We start from the raw sequence: 17,345 nt of genomic DNA on the forward strand, positions 1-17,345 counted from the left end.
AGGCAAACCCCTGCCGGGGTAAGGCCTTTGGCAGGGGTCTCCCTTCCTTGCTACTTAGCCTTGCTGTAGAGCTTCTTGGCGATCTCGTAGAGTTCGGCGGGGTGGAACTCGGGGGCAAACTCCGCAGCGTCGTGGCCCGGGTCAAAGACTGGGCCTCCCGCAGGAGGTCCATCCACCACCACCACCTCGCTCCCGTCCTCGGGGGAGGGGCCGGTCCAGATGAGGCCTAGGTCCTTGTAGTCCTCCTGGCTGAAGCGGTAAAGGTTGCGGTGGAAGCCCAGGTCCATGAACTTCTTGGCCTCGGGGAACTTGCTGTTCTCGATCCTGGGGATGGGCAGCATCTTGGTCATCTCTACCCCAGTGAGGCTCTCCAGGGCCTTACCGTAGGCGGCGGCGTGGACCCCGCCCCGCACCAGGAGGTAGCCGATCATCTCCCGGGCCACGGGGTTATCCGTCATCTCGTAGACCCTGAGCTTGTGGGTGCGGGCGGCCACCTCCAGGAAGAAATTGTGGAGGAGATCCAGGATCAGGTTGCCGCTGGTGAAGACGTACTCCCCGTGCCAATGCTCCCCCATGGCCCCCATCACCAGGCTGTTGGCCCCGCCGGCGATAAAGTGGGCGGCGTTGCGGGCGTCCTTGGCGAAGCCCAGGGGGGCGGTTACCGGGTCTACCCCTTCCTCCAGATCCTTCCCGGGGTTCTTAGCCAAGAGGGAGTTGATGGTGGCGGCCACGAGCTCAATGTGCCCCAGCTCCTCCGTGGCGATGTTGGCGATGAGGTCGTAGTAGGGCTTGAGGGCCTTTTTGCCCCGGAAGTTGAAGGACTGGTACATGTAGTTCATCAGGGTGGACATCTCTCCAAACCGCCCGCCCAGGAGGGCCTGGACGGCGGCTGCGGCGTTGGGGTCTTGCTCCTTGGGCATGGGAAGCTCTATCTGCAACCGGTCAATCCTCAGGAACATACCCTTCACCTCCTGCCTGGTGCACCCAGGCACCTCTCACCCTAGATCGGCCAGGTCCATAAGTCCAATAGATTTTGTTGGGCAGTAAAATAAACCATGTTTATGAACGTTACCTTAGACCGACTGCGTTATCTGGTGGCCCTGGCCGAGGAAAGAAGCTTTACCCGTGCTGCGGAGAGGGTCTACCTTAGCCAGCCTGCCCTAAGCGTGCAGATCCGTAAGCTGGAGGAGGCCTTGGGAGCCAAGCTCTTTGACCGCCGCAGGGGAGAGCTCACGGAGGTGGGGCAGGCGGTGGTGGCCCAGGCCAGGAGGGTTTTGGAGGAGGTGGCGCGGCTAGAGGCCCTAGTCAAGGGGGATGAGGGGTGCTTCCAAGGGCCCTTCCACTTGGGGGTCATTCCCACCCTGGCCCCCTACCTTTTGCCCCACCTTCTTCCCCGCTTCGGCGCCTTGTACCCTGTGCTAGAAATTTCCGTTTGGGAGGAGCTTACCCCTTCCATTCTGCGGGGGCTGTTGCAGGGGCGACTGGATGCGGGGCTAGTGGCCACGCCCGAGAAGGGGCCAGGTATCCAGGCCGTACCCCTTTTTGAGGAGACCTTTCTGGCCTATCTGTCCCCCACCCACCCCTTATACGCCCAAGACTCCATTCACCCTCTAGAGATCCCCCTCGAGGACACCTGGGTTCTGGCCGAGGGGCATTGTTTCCGCGACCAGATCCTCGCCGTATGCCGTCCGGGCCTGGGGCGGAGGCGCCTGGAGTTCCTGAGCGGAGACCTGGAGACCCTTGTCCTCTTGGTGGACGGGGTGGGCGGGCTCACCTTCCTTCCCGAGGTCGCCCTCTGGACGCTCCCCCCGGCCAGGTGGGCCCACCTGCGCCCCCTGGCGCCCCCGGGGGCGGGGCGGACCGTCTACCTCCTCCTGCGGGAAGGGAGCCTCAAGGCTCCCGCGGCCCTGCGCCTGGGGGAGGAGGCCAAGGCGGTCTTCCAGACCCTGCGGCTGGCCGCAAGGCCTTCCCAAACCCTTATGATGGGGGCGGAGGTTAGCTATGACCAAGCCTGAGGCCAAAGGGGGGGATGTCCAGATCCGAGCGGGCCTCATCTGGTTCAACGGCAAGCTGGTTCCCCAGGAGGAGGCCAAGACCAGCGTCCTAAGCCACGCCCTCCACTACGGCACCAGCGTCTTTGAGGGGATAAGGGCCTACGAGACCCCCAGGGGCCCGGCCATCTTCCGCCTAAAGGAGCATGTGCGGCGCCTCTTCCACTCCGCCAAGGTCCTCCGCATGGAGATCCCCTACACCCCGGAGGAGCTAGACGAGGCCATCCAGGAGGTGGTGCGGCGAAACGGCTACAAGAGCTGCTACATCCGCCCCCTGGCCTGGATGGGGGCCAGGGCCCTGGGGGTGAACCCCCTGCCCAACAACCCCGCCGAGGTCATGGTGGCCGCCTGGGAGTGGGGGGCCTACCTGGGGGAGGAGGCGGTGCGGAGGGGGGCTAAGCTCATCACCAGCTCTTGGGCCCGCTTCCCCGCCAACGTCCTACCGGGGAAGGCCAAGGTGGGGGGGAACTACGTGAACTCCGCCCTGGCCAAGATGGAGGCCCTGGCCGCCGGGGCCGACGAGGCCCTCCTCCTGGACGAGGAGGGCTACGTGGCCGAGGGGAGCGGGGAGAACCTCTTCTTCGTGCGGGACGGGGTGGTCTACGCCCTGGAGCACTCGGTGAACCTCGAAGGCATCACCCGGGACTCCGTGATAAGGATCGCCCGGGACCTCGGCTATGAGGTCCAGGTGGTGCGGGCCACCCGGGACCAGCTCTACATGGCCGACGAGGTCTTCATGACCGGGACCGCCGCCGAGGTGACCCCGGTGTCCATGATCGACTGGCGGCCCATCGGGCAGGGCACCGCCGGACCCGTGGCCCTGAGGCTTCGGGAGGTCTACCTGGAGGCGGCCACCGGGCGGCGGCCGGAGTACGAGGCCTGGCTCACGTATGTGAATGGGCGATAGGCGGTTGCGCAAAAGCGCGGAGGGCTACCGGGCGCGCATCCGCGAGCACCAGGCCAAGATAGGAGGATGCCCAAGGCAGAAGCCTGGAAACGCATGCGCAAGGAGCGCTTGCGGGAGGTTCTAGAAGTTCTCCTGGATGGGCCCGAAGAGGCCCAGAGCGCTTGGAGAAGGGCCAAGGGGAATTCAGGAGACGAGGAGGCCTGAGGGGAGCTTCAGGGGTGGGTCTCCGTGCTCGGGGTAAAGGCCAAGTCCCTGCAAGAACTCCTGGAGGAGGCCTTCCTCACTTCCTGAGCCAGTCCGCGAGCACCTTTTGGTAGAGCTCGGGGTCCAGGCGGGGCCTGTCGTAAAGCCCCGCCATGAGCCTCTGCCGCTGGGCCTCAAAGAGGATCACCGCCGCAGCCACGGAGACGTTGAGGCTCTGCACCATGCCCAGCATGGGGATGTGGACGAGGCCGTCCGAGAGGGCCAGGGCCTCCTCGGAAACTCCCCACTTCTCCGCCCCGAAGACGATGGCGGTGGGCCTGGTGTAGTCCACCTCCCGGTAGTCCTGGGCCCCCTCCCTTAGGGCGGTGGCGTAGATCCGAAAGCCCCTCTCCCGGAGGTGCCGGAAGGCCTCCTCCGTGCTGGGGTGGACCCGGAGGTAGACCCATTTGTGGCTTCCCCCGCTGGTCTCGTTGAAGGTGGGCACACCCCCCGTGGGGTTCACGGCGTGGGCCTCGAGGACCCCCACCGCGTCGCAGGTGCGTAGGATGGCGGAGAGGTTGTGGGGCTTGTGGACGTTTTCCAGCAGGGCCGTGAGGTCCGGCTGCCGCCGCCTAAGGACCTCCTCCAGGCGCTTCTGCCTTTGTGGCGTGCGCTCCCTCATGGGTTCCGCAAATGGGCGATGAGGGGCTTCAGGAGGTCCCGCTTCAACTTCAGGGCCTGGCGGTTCACGATGAGCCTGGCGCTGGAGCGGGCCAGGACCTCCACCTCCTCTAGCCCCGCCGACCTCAGGGTGGCCCCGGTCTCTACCACGTCCACCACGGCATCCGCTAGCCCCGTGACCGCCGCCAGCTCGATGTTGCCGGAAAGCTCCACCACGTCCGCCACCCAGCCCCGCTCCTTGAGGAGCCGGGCGGTGAAGAGGGGGTACTTGGTGGCGATGCGGCGGATGGGCCCCTTGTCCCCGGGGCGGCGGATGAGGGAAAGGCGGCAGGCCCCAAAGCCCAGGTCCACGGGCTCAAAGAGGTCCCGGCCCGAGTCCAGGAGGATGTCCTTCCCCACCACCCCTATCTCGGCGATGCCCAGGTCCACGTAGACGGGCACGTCCTTGTTGCGGAGTTCCAGAAGGGCGATGCCCCCTTCCTTCCCGTGGAGGAGGGCCCTCTCGTCCAAAACGGGGGGGAGGTCTAGGCCCGCCCTCTTTAGGGCCTGGTAGGCCTCCCCGAAGATCCGCCCCTTGGGCAGGGCCACGGTGAGGAGGTTCCGCCTCATTCCACCCTCCAAAGCTGCTCCCCCTGGGCCAGGTAGGGGATGCCCCGGGCCTTGGCGTGGGCCACGGGGTCCTCGCCGTGGAATAGCTCCACCCGCCTCTCCTTGGCGAAGCGGCGGAGGGCTTTGAGGTCCAGGGCCAGGACCTCCGGGGGGGCTTCCCCCTGGGGGAGCTTGAGGGCCTCCAAAAGCCTCTCCACCCCCAGGGCAAAACCCGCTGCCTTGGGCAGGAGGGCCCCGTCGTACCGCCCGCCCCCCAGGAGGGGGAGGCCGAAGCCCGGGGTGTAGGCCCGGAAGAAGATCCCCGAGTAGTACTCGTAGCGCCGGGCCATGCCCAGGTCCAGGAGCACGGGCCTCCCCAGGAGGTCCAGGGCCCTCCGCAGGTTCTTCAGGGCCTCCCTGGCCCTCTTTGGGAGGGGGAGGCCTTCCGCCTCCTTCAGGACCTCCTCCTCCCCGTAGAGATCGGGGAGGGCGAGGAGGGTCTTCCTGGCCTCCTCGGACACCGGGTAGCGGGCGAGGAGGGCCTGGAGTTCAGGCAGGTTCTTGCGGTGGATGGCCTTTTGGGCCTCCCTTTGGGCCTCCTCGGGGAGGCCGGAGGCCCGGAGTACCTCCCCCACCAGGCTGGGGAGGCCCACCTCCACCACCCCTTCTACCCCCAGGGCCTCGAGGGCGGCGAAGGCGAGCTCCAAGACCTCGGCGTCGGCCAGGGGCCCCGTGGCCCCGATGAGCTCCAGGCCCACCTGGGTGTACTCCCTTAGGCGCCCGAGCTCCGCATCCGCCTCCCTCAGCCATAGGGACCCGGCGTACTGGAAGCGGTGGACCCCCTCTTGGAGGTGGGGCCTGAGGAGCTTCGCAAGAAGGGTGGTGAACTCGCTCCTCAGGGCCAGGACCTCCCCGGTCCTGTCCACCAGCTTGAAGGACCTCTGGGCCAGGGGGTGGAGGGGGTCAAAGGCCTCGAGGGCGGGGAGCTCCACGGGCTCATACCCGTAGCGCCGGAAGAGGTCCTGAAGCCTGCCCATGGCCTCGGCCTTGAGCCGGGCCTCCGGGGGGAGGAGGAAGCGGGTGCCCTCAGGGATCATTCCTTGATCAGGATCTCCACGGAGAGGAGCTTGTCCCTGGCCCCCGTGGCCAGGGGGCCCTCCGTGGGATTGAGGCGCCTCACCACCCCCATCCCCTCCACCACCTTTGCGAAGAGGGTGTACTGGCCCGTGAGGTGGGGGGCGGGCCCTAGGGTGATGAAGAACTGGCTCCCGTTGGAGTTGGGGTCCTGGGTGCGGGCCATGCCCACCATCCCTTCCCGGTCGTAGGCCAGCCCCGGGGCGATCTCCAGGCCAAAGGTGTAGCCGGGGCCGCCCCGCCCGGTGCCCGTGGGGTCCCCCGTCTGGGCCACGAAGCCAGGGATGACCCGGTGCCACTCCACCCCCTCAAAGTAGCGGTGGAGGGCCAGGAAGACAAAGGAGTTCACCGTGTTGGGGGCTTCCTTTTCCAGAAGGTCCAGGAGGATCTCCCCCTTGGTGGTCCTGAGCCTTGCGTAGTAGTCCTTTCCGGGCTCCAGGACCGCCTTGGGGGCGGAAAAGGTGCGAACGGGGGTTTCGGAGAGGTAGGGGAGGGGCTTCATGCTCTCACCTCGGCAAGCGCTGAGGAAGAGGGCGAGGAGAAGGAAAAGGCGCGCGGCCATAGCCTACACCCGGGGCAGGGTGATGCCCCTTTGGCCCTGGTACTTGCCCTGGCGGTCCCGGTAGGTGACCTCGGGCTTAGGGCCTTCCAGGAAGAGGAGCTGGACGATGCCCTCCCCAGCGTAGACCTTGGCGGGCAAGGGGGCGGTGTTGGAGATCTCCAGGGTCACGTGCCCCTCCCAGCCGGGCTCCAGGGGGGTGACGTTGGCCACGATGCCGCACCGGGCGTAGGTGCTCTTGCCCAAGGCGATGGCGATGACGTTCTCCGGCATGCGGATGTACTCCACGCTCCGGGTGAGGGCGAAGGAGTTGGGGGGGATGATGACCTCCTCCCCCTCGTACTCCACAAAGCTTTTGGGGTCAAACCCCTTGGGGTCCACCACCGTGGAGAAGAGGTCCGTGAAGATCCGCCACTCGGGGGCAGCCCGGAGGTCATAGCCGAAGCTGGAAAGGCCGTAGCTGATGACCCCTTCCCGCACCAGGCGCTCCTCAAAGGGCTCGATCATCCCCTTTTTCGCCATCTCCCGGATCCACCAGTCCGGCTTCACCATGCCCTCAACTATACCCGTTAGACTAGCCTCATGCGGAGGCTTTGGCCCTTCCTTCTCCTCCTCGCCGCCTGCGGCACCCAGGACCCCACCGGTCTGGGGGCCGAACCCCTGCGCCTTACCGCCACCAGCCTGCCCCCCGCCTACCTGGGAGAAAGCTACCTCCACGCCTTTAGCGCCGAGGGCGGGGTGCGGCCCTACAGCTTTGCCTTGGAGGGCAGGCTCCCCCAGGGCCTCACCTTCCAGGGGGGGCGGATCAGCGGCGTGCCCCGGGAGAGGGGCCAGTTTCCCCTCACCCTCACCCTCGAGGACGGGGCCAAGAACAGCCGCACCGCCCGCCTCACCCTCACCGTCTCCGACCCCCCGCCCCCCAGGCTCACCCTGGTCCTGCCCCCGGCCCAGGTGGAGGGGCCCTTCCTCCTACTGGGGCGGGTGGAGGTGCGGGAGGCTCTGGGCTTCCAGCTGGAGGTCCGCCTCCAGGACCTCGCCCCGGAGCTCGCCAGCTTCCGGGGGGCCAGCCCCGCCTACCTCCTGGACTACGACCCCGAGACGGGCCTCCTGCGCCTGGACATGGCCTTCCCGAGGCCCCTTAGGGACCAGGAGGCCTTCCGCCTCCTCCTCACCCCGGCCAGGCCCCTCACCCCCAGGCTCTCCCCCCGGATCGTCCTCTACGACAGGGAGGGGAGGGCCCTGGGCCAGCCCCTTCCCCGGGGCAAGCCCTTCGCCGAGCTCCTGGCCCTTGCCCAGAACTGGGGCAGGGAGGGGAGGGAGCTCAAGGGGGACCTGGACGGGGACGGGAAGGTGGGAGAGGGGGACCTGAGGCGACTAGGAGAAGGGTACTTCCCGAGAGAGGCCCCGCCTCGGGAGGCCAGGCCCGAAGGTGGGGACTAGAGGGCTCGCCGGATGGCCTCGGCGTCCTCCTGGCGGTAGCCAAAGAGGGTGACCTCGAGGGTATCCGGGGCCTTCTTGATCTCCTCCAGCATGACCCGGGCCACCTCTCCCACAGGAAGCCCCCCCACTCCGGTCCCCAGGAGGGGGAAGGCCAAGGTCTTCAGGCCCAGTTCCACCGCCTTCTCCAGGGCGCTTCGGGTGGCCTGGCGTACGGTCTCCAGGCTTGCGGGCTCGTCCCCTAAGACGGCGGCGTGGATCACGTAGCGGGCCTTGAGGTTCCCCGCCCCGGTGACCGCCGCCTCACCTACGCGGATCTTGCCGATCCTGTCGCACTCCTCCTGGATGGAGGGACCCCCTTTCCTCAGGATAGCCCCCGCCACCCCCGCCCCTAGCTTCAGGTAGTTGTTGGCGGCGTTGACGATGGCGTCCCCTTGGAACTCGGTGATGTCCCCCTCCGCGATCCGGATACGGGCCATGGCCTTATTTTCACGTAGAATGGGGCCTGATGTCACGGGACCTCTTGGGCCTCGAGGGGCGGATCGTCATGGTGACCGGAGCCGGGCGGGGCTTTGGCCGGGCCATCGCCCACGGCTACGGCCGGAACGGGGCCACGGTGATCGCCGTGGACCCCGACGTGGAGCTAGCCACCGCGGTGGCCTCGGAGGTGGAGGCCTTGGGGACCACGGCCATCCCCATCCGGGGGGACATGAGCGTGGTCTTGGACGTCACGGGTACCTTTGAGAAGGTGGAGGAGCTCTTCGGCCTTCTGGACGGCATCGTCCACGTGACCACCGCCGAGAGCAAGACCCCCTTCGTGGAGCTATTGGAAGGGGAGTGGTACGACCTCATGAGCCAGGACGTGAAGTCCAGCCTCTACGTCCTGCAGCAGGGGCTAAGGCACCTCTCAGGAGGCGGTTTCGTCACCTTGGTCCTGCCTCCATCGGTGCGCATAGAGCCCCACACCCTCTCCGTGCGCAAGGCGGTGGAGGGACTCATCGAGGGGGCCAGCCGCACCTTCCCCGGGGTGCGGGTGAACGGGGTGGTCCCCTCACGGGATCCCGTGGCTGAGGCCCACGACCAGGCCCTGGTGCGGGCGGCCTTGGCCTTGGGGTCCATGGTGGCCGAAGGGGTGCGGGGAGTGGTCCTCGAGGTCCAGCTGCCCGAGCCCCCGGTCTCCCCTGAGGTTTACGGGATGCCCCACGAAGTGCTATGAAGTGTCCTTATTGCGCCCATCCCGACACCCGGGTGGTGGACTCCAGGCCCTCCGACGAGGGGGCTGCCATCCGCAGGAGGCGGGAGTGCCCCTCTTGCGCCCGCCGCTTCACCACCTACGAGCGCACCCAGCTGGAACCCCTCATGGTGGTCAAACGGGATGGGCGCAAGGAGCCCTTCAACCCCGACAAGCTCTTGAGGGGTCTGCTCCTCGCCTGCGAGAAGCGCCCCGTGGACCACGAGGCCTTGAAGCGCTTCGCCTACACCTTTGAGGACCAGGTGACGGGCCCGGAGGTCGCCTCCGAGGAGATCGGCCTCAAGGCCATGGCCTTCCTGCGGGACCTGGACCAGGTGGCCTACATCCGCTTCGCCTCCGTATACCGGGAGTTTGACTCCGTGGAGCGCTTCATAGAGGAGATCCGCCACCTCTCGGGGGTTGACAAAGAAGAGGGGCCTTGATAGGATAGCCTTTGCTGCGCGGGCCAAGGCCCAAGCAGGGGGATCTTGATAAGGGGAGAACACAGGGCCAAAGCGAGTGCACAGGCGCCTTAGCGGCGTTTTCTTTTGGAGAGTTTGATCCTGGCTCAGGGTGAACGCTGGCGGCGTGCCTAAGACATGCAAGTCGTGCGGGCCGTGGGGTTTCTCACGGCTAGCGGCGGACGGGTGAGTAACGCGTGGGTGACCTACCCGGAAGAGGGGGACAACCTGGGGAAACCCAGGCTAATCCCCCATGTGGACGCATCCTGTGGGGTGCGTTCAAAGGGCGTTGCCCGCTTCCGGATGGGCCCGCGTCCCATCAGCCAGTTGGTGGGGTAAAGGCCCACCAAGGCGACGACGGGTAGCCGGTCTGAGAGGATGGCCGGCCACAGGGGCACTGAGACACGGGCCCCACTCCTACGGGAGGCAGCAGTTAGGAATCTTCCGCAATGGGCGCAAGCCTGACGGAGCGACGCCGCTTGGAGGAGGAAGCCCTTCGGGGTGTAAACTCCTGAACCCGGGACGAAATCCCCGGAGAGGGGGCTGACGGTACTGGGGTAATAGCGCCGGCCAACTCCGTGCCAGCAGCCGCGGTAATACGGAGGGCGCGAGCGTTACCCGGATTTACTGGGCGTAAAGGGCGTGTAGGCGGTCCAGGGCGTCCCATGTGAAAGGCCACGGCTCAACCGTGGAGGAGCGTGGGATACGCTTGGGCTAGACGGCGGGAGGGGGTGGTGGAATTCCCGGAGTAGCGGTGAAATGCGCAGATACCGGGAGGAACGCCGATGGCGAAGGCAGCCACCTGGCTCGTTCGTGACGCTGAGGCGCGAAAGCGTGGGGAGCAAACCGGATTAGATACCCGGGTAGTCCACGCCCTAAACGATGCGCGCTAGGTCTCTGGGGTATCTGGGGGCCGAAGCCAACGCGTTAAGCGCGCCGCCTGGGGAGTACGGCCGCAAGGCTGAAACTCAAAGGAATTGACGGGGGCCCGCACAAGCGGTGGAGCATGTGGTTTAATTCGAAGCAACGCGAAGAACCTTACCAGGCCTTGACATGCTAGGGGACCTGGGTGAAAGCCTGGGGTGCCCCGTGAGGGGAGCCCTAGCACAGGTGCTGCATGGCCGTCGTCAGCTCGTGTCGTGAGATGTTGGGTTAAGTCCCGCAACGAGCGCAACCCCTGCCGTTAGTTGCCAGCGGTTTGGCCGGGCACTCTAACGGGACTGCCTGCGAAAGCGGGAGGAAGGCGGGGACGACGTCTGGTCATCATGGCCCTTACGGCCTGGGCGACACACGTGCTACAATGCCCACTACAGAGCGAGGCGACCTGGTGACGGGGAGCGGATCGCGGAAAGGTGGGCGTAGTTCGGATTGGGGTCTGCAACCCGACCCCATGAAGGCGGAATCGCTAGTAATCGCGGATCAGCCATGCCGCGGTGAATACGTTCCCGGGCCTTGTACACACCGCCCGTCACGCCATGGGAGCGGGTTCTACCCGAAGTCGCTGGGAGCCTTAGGGCAGGCGCCGAGGGTAGGGCTCGTGACTGGGGCGAAGTCGTAACAAGGTAGCTGTACCGGAAGGTGCGGCTGGATCACCTCCTTTCTAAGGAGCCAGGGTCCTGTGTTCTCCCCTTTTCAGGATTCCTTGGGGGCGCCTTCGGGCGCCCCTTTTTTGGCTAGAAGCGAGGCGAAGGTGCGCAGGAAGGGACAGGTGGGGAGGGCTAGGAGGCGGGTGGTTTCCGCTGGGGGTGTGGTCCTCAAAGGGGATCCACCCAAGGTGTTGGTGGTTTCCCTGAAGGGAGGGCGGGTGTTCACCCTACCCAAGGGCCAGGTGGAACCGGGGGAACGTTATCCGGAGACCGCCACGCGGGAGGTACGGGAGGAAACGGGGGTGGAGGCGGCCCCTCTGGCCCCCTTGGGGAAGGTGCGCTACTATTTCACGGTCAAGGTCAAAGATGAGCCCGTCATCGTGAGCAAGGAGGTGCACTACTTCCTCATGGCCTACCGCGGCGGGGAACCCAGGCCCCAGCTTTCCGAGGTGGAGGCCGCCAACTTCCTTCCGGTGGCCGAGGCCTTGGAACGCCTGTCCTACGCCAACGAGCGGGAGATGTTAAGGAAGGCCTTCCTGCGCTTCCGGCCCAAGTAGTAGGGCCAAGGCCGCCTCCTCAGGGGAGAGTTCCCCTTTAGCCACCCGGGCCACCAGGGCCTCGGCGGCCTGGGTCTTGCGGCGGCCCCACTCTTGGATGACGCTTTCCACCTCAAAGCGGGTCCGTTCCAGGCGGTGGCTCTCTAGGAGGCCGTGGGCCACCAGGTGGCGGTGGTGGGCCTCGAGGCCCTCAAACAGGGCCTCCACCCCTTCCCCGGTGGCGGCCACCGTGGGGAAGATGGGGGGGCGCCAGCCCCCGGGCCGGGGAGGGGAGAGTTCCAAAGCCCCCTTGAGCTCCTGGACTAGGCGCTCCCCCCCGGGGAGGTCAAACTTGTTCACGGCGAAGAGGTCGGCGATCTCCATGACCCCCGCCTTGAAGGCCTGGATCGCATCCCCTGCTGCCGGGGTGAGGACGAGAAGGGTGGTGTCCGCCACCCGGGCGATGTCCACCTCGCTCTGCCCCACGCCCACGGTCTCCACGAAGATCCGGTGGAAGCCGAAGGCCTCCAGGAGGTTTAAGGCGGCCACCGTGGCGCCGGCAAGCCCTCCCAAGGCCCCCCTCGAGGCCAGGGAACGGATGTAGACCCCAGGGTCCTGGTGGTGGCGCATCATGCGGATGCGGTCCCCCAGGATGGCTCCCCCGGTGAAGGGGCTAGAGGGGTCCACGGCCAGGACCCCCACCTTCTCCCCCCGCTTGCGGGCCTCCAGGATCAGGCGGTCCGTGAGGGTGCTCTTGCCGGCCCCCGGGCTTCCCGTGATCCCCACCACCTTGGCCTGGGCCTGGCCCCGTAGGCGTTTCAGAAGGGCCTGGCCCAAGGGGTGGCCCGCTTCCGCTAGGGTGAGGGCCCGGGCCAGGGCCCGGATCTCCCCCTGGCGAAAGCGGGTTTCCAGCTCAGAAAGCTGGGCTTCCTCGGCCTCGGTCATGCCGCCATTCTACGCTTTTTCGCAAGAGCGTTCTATTCCGCCAGGGCGACGCAGGCCACCTCCACCCTTACCCCCCGGGGCAGGGCCTTCGCCGCCACCGTGGCCCGGGCGGGGTAGGGGGGAGTGAAGTAGCGGGCGTAGACCTCGTTGAAGCCGGGAAAGTCCTCCATATCCGCCAAAAAGCAGGTGGTCTGGACCACGCGGGAGAGCCCCGAACCCGCAGCCTCCAGCACCGCCTTCAGGTTTTCCATGACCCGCTCGGTTTGGGCCCGGATATCCCCCTCCACCAAGGCGCCTTCGGGGGTCAGGGGAATCTGACCGGATACGAAGAGGAAGCCCATGGCCCGCACCGCCTGGGAGTAGGGGCCGATGGCCTGAGGGGCCCTTTCCGTGCGAATGGCCTCCATGGCCCTATCCTACGCCAAAGCGGTAAAGCCTTCCCGAGAGGTTTACCACCAGGACCTCTTGGCCTAGGGGCAAAGGAGGGACCTGGACCGGGCCCAGTCCCGTGGCCTCGAAGACCACCTGGCCCCGCTTGTCCACGGCCAGGAAGCGCCCCTCCTCGGTGGCCAGGAAGACGTGCCCGCTGGTGTAGCTGAGGCCCGCCGTCACCTTGCCCACCTCGAGGCTCCACACCTCCTCCCCCGTCCTCTGGTCCAGGCCCCTTAGGACCCCGTCCCAGGCGGCCACGTAGACCCGCTCCTCGTCCAGGGCCAGCCCACCCCAGACCTCCCCCTCCAGATCCACGTTCCAGAGGGTCTCCCGGGTCAAGGGGTCAAAGGCGTAAACCTCCCCCTCCCAGGTGGGGATGAAAAGCCTTCCCCCGTAGGCGGCCACGGGGGCGTGGATGGGGCCGGACCTCACCTTGTAGCGCAGGGCGCCGGTTTCCGGGTCCAGGGCGTAGAGCCAGCCGTTCTCCGCCCCCACGAAGAGGAGGCCCCGGTAGAAGGTGGGGCTTGCGGAGAGGTGCCCCCCGGCGTGGAAGCGGAAGAGGGGCTGGCCCTTTTGGTGAGCGTAGAGGGTCCCATCCCGGCTGGCGATGTAGACCCTCTCTCCCAGAACCAGGGGGGCGGCGGTGACCTCGGCCCCCGTGGTGGCGCTCCACTCCAAGACCTGGCCCCGGAAGCGGCGCACTTTGCCGTCAAAGCCCCCCAGGTACACCCCGCCCCGGGCCACAGGGGGGCTAGAGGCCGCCTCGGGAAGGGGTTGGCGGCGTACCTCCCCCGTGAGGAGGTCCACCTCCACCAGGTGCTTCTCCACCCCCAGGTAGACCCGTCCCCCTGCGTAGACCATCTCCCCCGGCCAGGCGGTCTCCCCCCCCAGGTCCACCTTAGCCTTGAGGCCGAGGCGGCGGGGGTCTGGCCCTAAGGGGTAGTGGCCGGAGCGGCTGGCCCCGGCGCGGGGGGTGGCCAGGCGCAGGGCCTCGAGGTCCCGAAGGGGCCCTTGGAAGAGGGAGGGGTGGCCTGGCCTCTCCTCGGGATGCTTGGCCAGGAGGCCCAGGACCGCCTCGCTCACCCCTTTGGGGATGGCAGGGTTCAGGGCCTCCGGGGGCTTGGGCTCCTCGTAGACGTGCTGGAAGAGGATGGCCTGGTCGTTGTCCCCTTCAAAGGGGGGCTTGCCGGTGAGGGTGCGGTAGAGGACCGCCCCGAAGCTGTAGAGGTCTGCCTTGGGGGAGAGGGGGAGGCCCTTGGCCTGCTCGGGGGCCATGTAGGTGGGGGTGCCCAGGGTGTAGCCGGTGCGGGTGAGGTGGCGGCTTTCCTGGAGGATGTAGGCCAGGCCCAGGTCCATGACCTTGGGATAGCCCCCCTTGGTGAGGAGGATGTTCTTGGGGGTGAGGTCCCGGTGGAGGATGCCTTGGGCGTGGAGGTGGGCCAGGGCCTCCAGGACCCGGGAAGCCGCCCTTAGGATCCGCTCCCCTTCCGGCCCCTCCTCAAAGGGGCCTAGGGCGTCAAAGGTTCCCCCGTCTAAAAGCTCCATGACAAAGTAGGGCCGCCCCTCCTCCTCCCCCAGGTCCAACACTTGGACGATCCCTGGGTGAAAGAGGCGGGAGAGGGCCCGGACCTCCAGGAAGAAGCGTTCCCTCTCCGGAGGGAGGGCCTTGGGGTGGAGGACCTTCACCGCCACCTGGCGCCCCAGGCGCTCGTCCACTGCCCGGAAGACCTCGGCCATGCCCCCCTGGCCCAGGGGGGTCTCGAGGCGGTACCGCCCGCCCAGGACCACGGCCGTCATTTTATTCTTCCTCAGGCTCCAGGCGCTTTAGGAGCTCGGCGAGCTCCTCTTTGTTTCCTTCCAGTTCCTGCGCGATCTTGGCGATGGCCAGGCGCACCACCTCGGACTTGGAGACCAGGCGCTCTGGGCTGGAAAGGGCATAGGCGGCCCGGGTGAGGAGGGCGTCTTGCTCCTCGGAGATCACCACCTGAAGCCGCTTTTTCTCCTTCTTGGGCATATCCCCCTTGGGGCCAAGTGTAGCAGAGGGCGCATGGGCTTGACAATGGGGTATTGGGGCCTTATCTTCACCTTGAGTAAGGTGTGTATGATGCACAAGGACCCGGGGAAGGGCACCAGGAGGATCCTGCGCGTGGAAGGTGGGGTTCCCCTTTCCGGGGAGGTCCGCGTCTACCCCGCCAAGAACGCCGCCCTGCCCATCCTGGCCGCAAGCCTCCTCACCCCCGAGCCCATCACCCTGCTGGAGGTGCCAAAGCTCAGGGACGTGGAGGTGATGCTGGAGCTTCTTTCCCACCTGGGCACCCGTTACGCTTGGGAGGGCCGCGCCCTTCACCTCCACACCCCGGAGATTACCCGCACCGAGGCTCCCTTTGAGCTGGTGGGCCAGATGCGGGCCAGCTTCATCGTCTGGGGAGCGCTCCTTGCCCGGGCGGGGGAAGGGACCATTCACCTGCCCGGGGGGTGCGCCTTCGGGGCCCGTCCGGTGGACCAGCACATCAAGGCCTTGAGGGCCCTAGGGGCTGAGGTGAGGGAAGAGGAAGGCGGGGTCTTCCACGCCCGCCGGGTCCGCCCCCTTTCCGGGCGGGTGGTCTTTGACCTGCCCACGGTGGGGGGCACGGAGCAGGCCATGCTGGCTGTGGCCCTGGGTGGGGAGGCCACCTTGGTCCAGGCGGCGGTGGAGCCGGAGGTGGAGGACCTGGGCCGCTTCCTCACCCTGCTTGGGGTGGAGGTGCGGGGCCTGGGGAGCCCCATCCTCCACGTGCGAGGAGCCGGGCGCCTTGGGGGAGGCACCTACCGCATCATCCCCGACCGCATTGAGGCCGGGACCTACCTCCTGGCGGCGGCGGCCACCCGGGGAAACATCACCCTGACCGGGGTCCGGCCCGACCACCTGGACGCCCTCTTGGACAAGCTCCAGCAGGCGGGCCACCGGGTGGAGGTGGGGCCAGACTGGGTGCGCTTCAAGGCCGCCTCCGAACCCCAGCCCCTCCGCGTGGAGGCCCGGGAATACCCCGGGTTTCCCACGGACCTCCAGCCCATCGTCACCGCCTACCTGGCCACGGTGCCCGGGCAAAGCGCCGTCACCGACCGGGTCTACCCCGACCGTTTCACCCACGTGGGGGAGCTGGCCAGGATGGGGGCGGAGCTCTACCTTAGGGACCGCACCCTTTTGGTGAACGGCAAGCGCCTCCACGGGGCCCAGGTCAAGGCCTTGGACATCCGGGCTGGGGGCGGGTTGGTGGTGGCCGCCCTCGCGGCGGAGGGCGTTTCCGAGATCGAGGGGGTCTACTTCCTGGAGCGGGGCTACGAGCACTTGGAGGAGCGCCTAGGGGCCCTGGGGGCCAGGGTGGGCTTGGAGGAGGCCCCCTTGGCCGTGGCCGCGGACTAAGCGTAGGGGTGTCCGGACCCCCAGGACCCCCTGGGCCACCTGCCGGTTTCCCCAGTCTGGAGGAAGGCGAGGGCCCCTTTCTCCTTTTCGCCCCTCCCCCTATACTGGTGAAGGTATGGACCTGGAACTCCTCAACGAGCGCTTGAACGGCCTCCGGGGGTATCTTTGACATCCCCGGCAAGGAGGCCCGTCTAAGGGAGTTGGAAGGACGCCTGGAAGACCCTAGCCTCTGGCAAAACCCCGAGGAGGCGCGCCGGGTAAGCCAGGAGGCGGGCCGTCTAAAGCGCGCCGTAGAGACCTTCCGCTCCTTGGAGGGCGACCTCCAGGGGCTTTTGGAGCTTTGGCAGGAGCTCCCCGCCGAGGAACGGGAGGCCTTGAGGCCCGAGCTCCTGGAGGCGGCAGAAAAGCTGGAAAGCCTCTACCACGAAACCCTCCTCAACTTCCCCCATGCGGAGAAGAACGCCATCCTCACCATCCAGCCCGGGGCTGGGGGTACGGAGGCCTGCGACTGGGCGGAGATGCTCTTAAGGATGTACACCCGCTTCGCCGAGCGCCAGGGCTTTGGGGTGGAGGTGGTGGATCTGAGGCCGGGGCCGGAGGCGGGGATAGATTACGCCCAGATCCTGGTCAAGGGGGAGAACGCCTACGGCCTCCTCTCCCCTGAGGCGGGGGTCCACCGCCTGGTGCGCCCCTCCCCCTTTGACGCCTCGGGCCGCCGCCACACCTCCTTCGCCGGGGTGGAGGTCGTGCCCGAGGTGGACGACAGCGTGGAGGTGGTCATCCGCCCCGAGGACCTGCGCATTGACGTCTTCCGCTCCCAAGGGCATGGGGGCCAAGGGGTGAACACCACGGACAGCGCCGTGCGCATCGTCCACCTGCCCACGGGGATCACCGTCACCTGCCAGACCACGAGGAGCCAGATCAAGAACAAGGAGCTGGCCATGAAGGTCCTCCGCTCGAGGCTCTTTGAGCTGGAGTGGAGGAAGAAGCAGGAGGAGCTCGCCAAGCTCCGGGGCGAGGTGCGGCCCATCGAGTGGGGAAGCCAGATCCGCAGCTACGTCTTGGACAAGCAGTACGTGAAGGACCACCGCACGGGCCTCATGCGCTTTGACCCCCAGGACGTCCTGGACGGGGACCTCTTGGACTTCATCTGGGCGGGCCTGGAGTGGAAGGCGGGCCGCCGCCAGGCGGAGGGGGTGGAGGCCGAGTAG

At 67.2% G+C, this 17,345-nt stretch carries 20 protein-coding genes and 1 rRNA gene; 10 read left to right on the forward strand and 11 right to left on the reverse strand.

The annotated features are described in order from the left end of the window. Positions 1-50 precede the first annotated feature (50 nt). The gene (locus ATI37_RS09390) at positions 51-959 is read right to left on the reverse strand and encodes a manganese catalase family protein (RefSeq protein WP_117238116.1); all 909 of its coding nucleotides are present in this window, start codon (positions 957-959) and stop codon (positions 51-53) included. Positions 960-1,061: 102 nt separating this feature from the next. Between ATI37_RS09390 and ATI37_RS09395 the strand changes: the two genes are divergently transcribed. The 3 genes from ATI37_RS09395 to ATI37_RS12180 all read left to right on the forward strand — a co-directional run bounded on the left by ATI37_RS09395 (position 1,062) and on the right by ATI37_RS12180 (position 3,162). Further along, on the forward strand, positions 1,062-2,015 hold the full coding sequence (locus tag ATI37_RS09395; protein WP_117238586.1) for a hydrogen peroxide-inducible genes activator: 954 nt from the start codon (positions 1,062-1,064) through the stop codon (positions 2,013-2,015). Further along, positions 2,002-2,958 (forward strand): branched-chain amino acid transaminase, encoded by a 957-nt coding sequence (locus ATI37_RS09400; protein ID WP_117238117.1) that lies wholly within the window; start codon positions 2,002-2,004, stop codon positions 2,956-2,958. Before ATI37_RS09395 ends, ATI37_RS09400 begins: the two co-directional genes overlap by 14 nt. Positions 2,959-3,024: 66 nt before the next feature. Further along, the gene (locus tag ATI37_RS12180) at positions 3,025-3,162 is read left to right on the forward strand and encodes a hypothetical protein (protein WP_232822488.1); all 138 of its coding nucleotides are present in this window, start codon (positions 3,025-3,027) and stop codon (positions 3,160-3,162) included. Positions 3,163-3,238: 76 nt separating this feature from the next. Here ATI37_RS12180 and trmH read toward each other — a convergent pair whose 3' ends face one another. Genes trmH through dcd form a run of 5 tightly spaced genes read right to left on the reverse strand, consistent with a single transcriptional unit; the run spans position 3,239 to position 6,655 of the window. Further along, positions 3,239-3,823, reverse strand: coding sequence for a tRNA (guanosine(18)-2'-O)-methyltransferase TrmH (trmH, locus tag ATI37_RS09410; RefSeq protein ID WP_117238118.1), 585 nt, complete (start codon positions 3,821-3,823; stop codon positions 3,239-3,241). Beyond that, on the reverse strand, positions 3,820-4,431 hold the full coding sequence (gene hisG, locus ATI37_RS09415) for an ATP phosphoribosyltransferase (RefSeq protein WP_117238119.1): 612 nt from the start codon (positions 4,429-4,431) through the stop codon (positions 3,820-3,822). Before hisG ends, trmH begins: the two co-directional genes overlap by 4 nt. Continuing rightward, a complete protein-coding gene (locus tag ATI37_RS09420; RefSeq protein ID WP_117238120.1) occupies positions 4,428-5,507 on the reverse strand; it encodes an ATP phosphoribosyltransferase regulatory subunit in 1,080 nt (359 codons plus the stop codon). Before ATI37_RS09420 ends, hisG begins: the two co-directional genes overlap by 4 nt. After that, the gene (locus tag ATI37_RS09425; protein ID WP_117238121.1) at positions 5,504-6,106 is read right to left on the reverse strand and encodes a peptidylprolyl isomerase; all 603 of its coding nucleotides are present in this window, start codon (positions 6,104-6,106) and stop codon (positions 5,504-5,506) included. The genes ATI37_RS09420 and ATI37_RS09425 overlap by 4 nt, the downstream gene beginning before the upstream one ends. A 3-nt stretch (positions 6,107-6,109) precedes the next feature. Continuing rightward, positions 6,110-6,655 carry a dCTP deaminase gene (dcd, locus tag ATI37_RS09430; RefSeq protein WP_117238122.1) on the reverse strand — a complete coding sequence of 182 codons (546 nt, stop codon included), beginning with the start codon at positions 6,653-6,655 and terminating at the stop codon, positions 6,110-6,112. Between the two features lie 30 nt (positions 6,656-6,685). Here dcd and ATI37_RS09435 point away from each other — a divergent pair, with 30 nt between their 5' ends. Then, positions 6,686-7,543 carry an Ig domain-containing protein gene (locus ATI37_RS09435; RefSeq protein ID WP_117238123.1) on the forward strand — a complete coding sequence of 286 codons (858 nt, stop codon included), beginning with the start codon at positions 6,686-6,688 and terminating at the stop codon, positions 7,541-7,543. Here ATI37_RS09435 and ATI37_RS09440 read toward each other — a convergent pair. Then, a complete protein-coding gene (locus ATI37_RS09440; protein WP_117238124.1) occupies positions 7,540-8,019 on the reverse strand; it encodes a macro domain-containing protein in 480 nt (159 codons plus the stop codon). The genes ATI37_RS09435 and ATI37_RS09440 overlap by 4 nt on opposite strands. A gap of 29 nt (positions 8,020-8,048) precedes the next feature. Between ATI37_RS09440 and ATI37_RS09445 the strand changes: the two genes are divergently transcribed. The 4 genes from ATI37_RS09445 to ATI37_RS09460 all read left to right on the forward strand — a co-directional run bounded on the left by ATI37_RS09445 (position 8,049) and on the right by ATI37_RS09460 (position 11,375). Continuing rightward, positions 8,049-8,756, forward strand: a complete 708-nt coding sequence (locus tag ATI37_RS09445) for an SDR family NAD(P)-dependent oxidoreductase (protein WP_117238125.1) — start codon at positions 8,049-8,051, stop codon at positions 8,754-8,756. Continuing rightward, positions 8,753-9,214: a transcriptional regulator NrdR gene (gene nrdR, locus ATI37_RS09450; RefSeq protein WP_117238126.1), complete on the forward strand. Its 462-nt coding sequence runs from the start codon at positions 8,753-8,755 to the stop codon at positions 9,212-9,214. Before ATI37_RS09445 ends, nrdR begins: the two co-directional genes overlap by 4 nt. A 102-nt stretch (positions 9,215-9,316) precedes the next feature. Continuing rightward, positions 9,317-10,832: ribosomal RNA gene (locus ATI37_RS09455) — 16S ribosomal RNA — on the forward strand. 90 nt (positions 10,833-10,922) lie between these two features. After that, the gene (locus ATI37_RS09460) at positions 10,923-11,375 is read left to right on the forward strand and encodes an NUDIX hydrolase (protein ID WP_117238587.1); all 453 of its coding nucleotides are present in this window, start codon (positions 10,923-10,925) and stop codon (positions 11,373-11,375) included. Here ATI37_RS09460 and meaB read toward each other — a convergent pair. The 4 genes from meaB to ATI37_RS09480 are packed head-to-tail and all read right to left on the reverse strand — an operon-like array spanning position 11,340 to position 14,745. Beyond that, positions 11,340-12,299, reverse strand: a complete 960-nt coding sequence (gene meaB / locus ATI37_RS09465; protein ID WP_117238127.1) for a methylmalonyl Co-A mutase-associated GTPase MeaB — start codon at positions 12,297-12,299, stop codon at positions 11,340-11,342. The two genes, ATI37_RS09460 and meaB, sit on opposite strands and share 36 nt — an antisense overlap. Before the next feature lie 32 nt (positions 12,300-12,331). Further along, positions 12,332-12,706, reverse strand: a complete 375-nt coding sequence (locus ATI37_RS09470; protein ID WP_117238128.1) for a RidA family protein — start codon at positions 12,704-12,706, stop codon at positions 12,332-12,334. Between the two features lie 4 nt (positions 12,707-12,710). Beyond that, positions 12,711-14,528, reverse strand: coding sequence for a protein kinase domain-containing protein (locus ATI37_RS09475; protein ID WP_117238129.1), 1,818 nt, complete (start codon positions 14,526-14,528; stop codon positions 12,711-12,713). A gap of 1 nt (position 14,529) precedes the next feature. Then, complete coding sequence (locus tag ATI37_RS09480; protein WP_117238130.1) at positions 14,530-14,745, reverse strand: transcriptional regulator; 216 nt, start codon at positions 14,743-14,745, stop codon at positions 14,530-14,532. An 87-nt stretch (positions 14,746-14,832) separates the two neighbouring features. On the opposite strand from ATI37_RS09480, the gene murA reads away from it, so the two are divergent. Together murA and prfB are read left to right on the forward strand one after the other, a co-directional pair. Next, positions 14,833-16,134: a UDP-N-acetylglucosamine 1-carboxyvinyltransferase gene (murA, locus tag ATI37_RS09485; protein WP_117238131.1), complete on the forward strand. Its 1,302-nt coding sequence runs from the start codon at positions 14,833-14,835 to the stop codon at positions 16,132-16,134. Between the two features lie 115 nt (positions 16,135-16,249). Further along, positions 16,250-17,345, forward strand: a protein-coding gene (gene prfB / locus ATI37_RS09490) for a peptide chain release factor 2 (protein ID WP_117238132.1) whose coding sequence is annotated in 2 segments (ribosomal slippage) — positions 16,250-16,300 and positions 16,302-17,345 — 1,095 coding nt in all. Because the reading frame shifts where the segments join, the coding sequence is not laid out codon by codon here.

This window comes from Thermus sediminis (assembly GCF_003426945.1).
In the GTDB taxonomy this organism is placed as follows: Bacteria; Deinococcota; Deinococci; order Deinococcales; family Thermaceae; genus Thermus; species Thermus sediminis.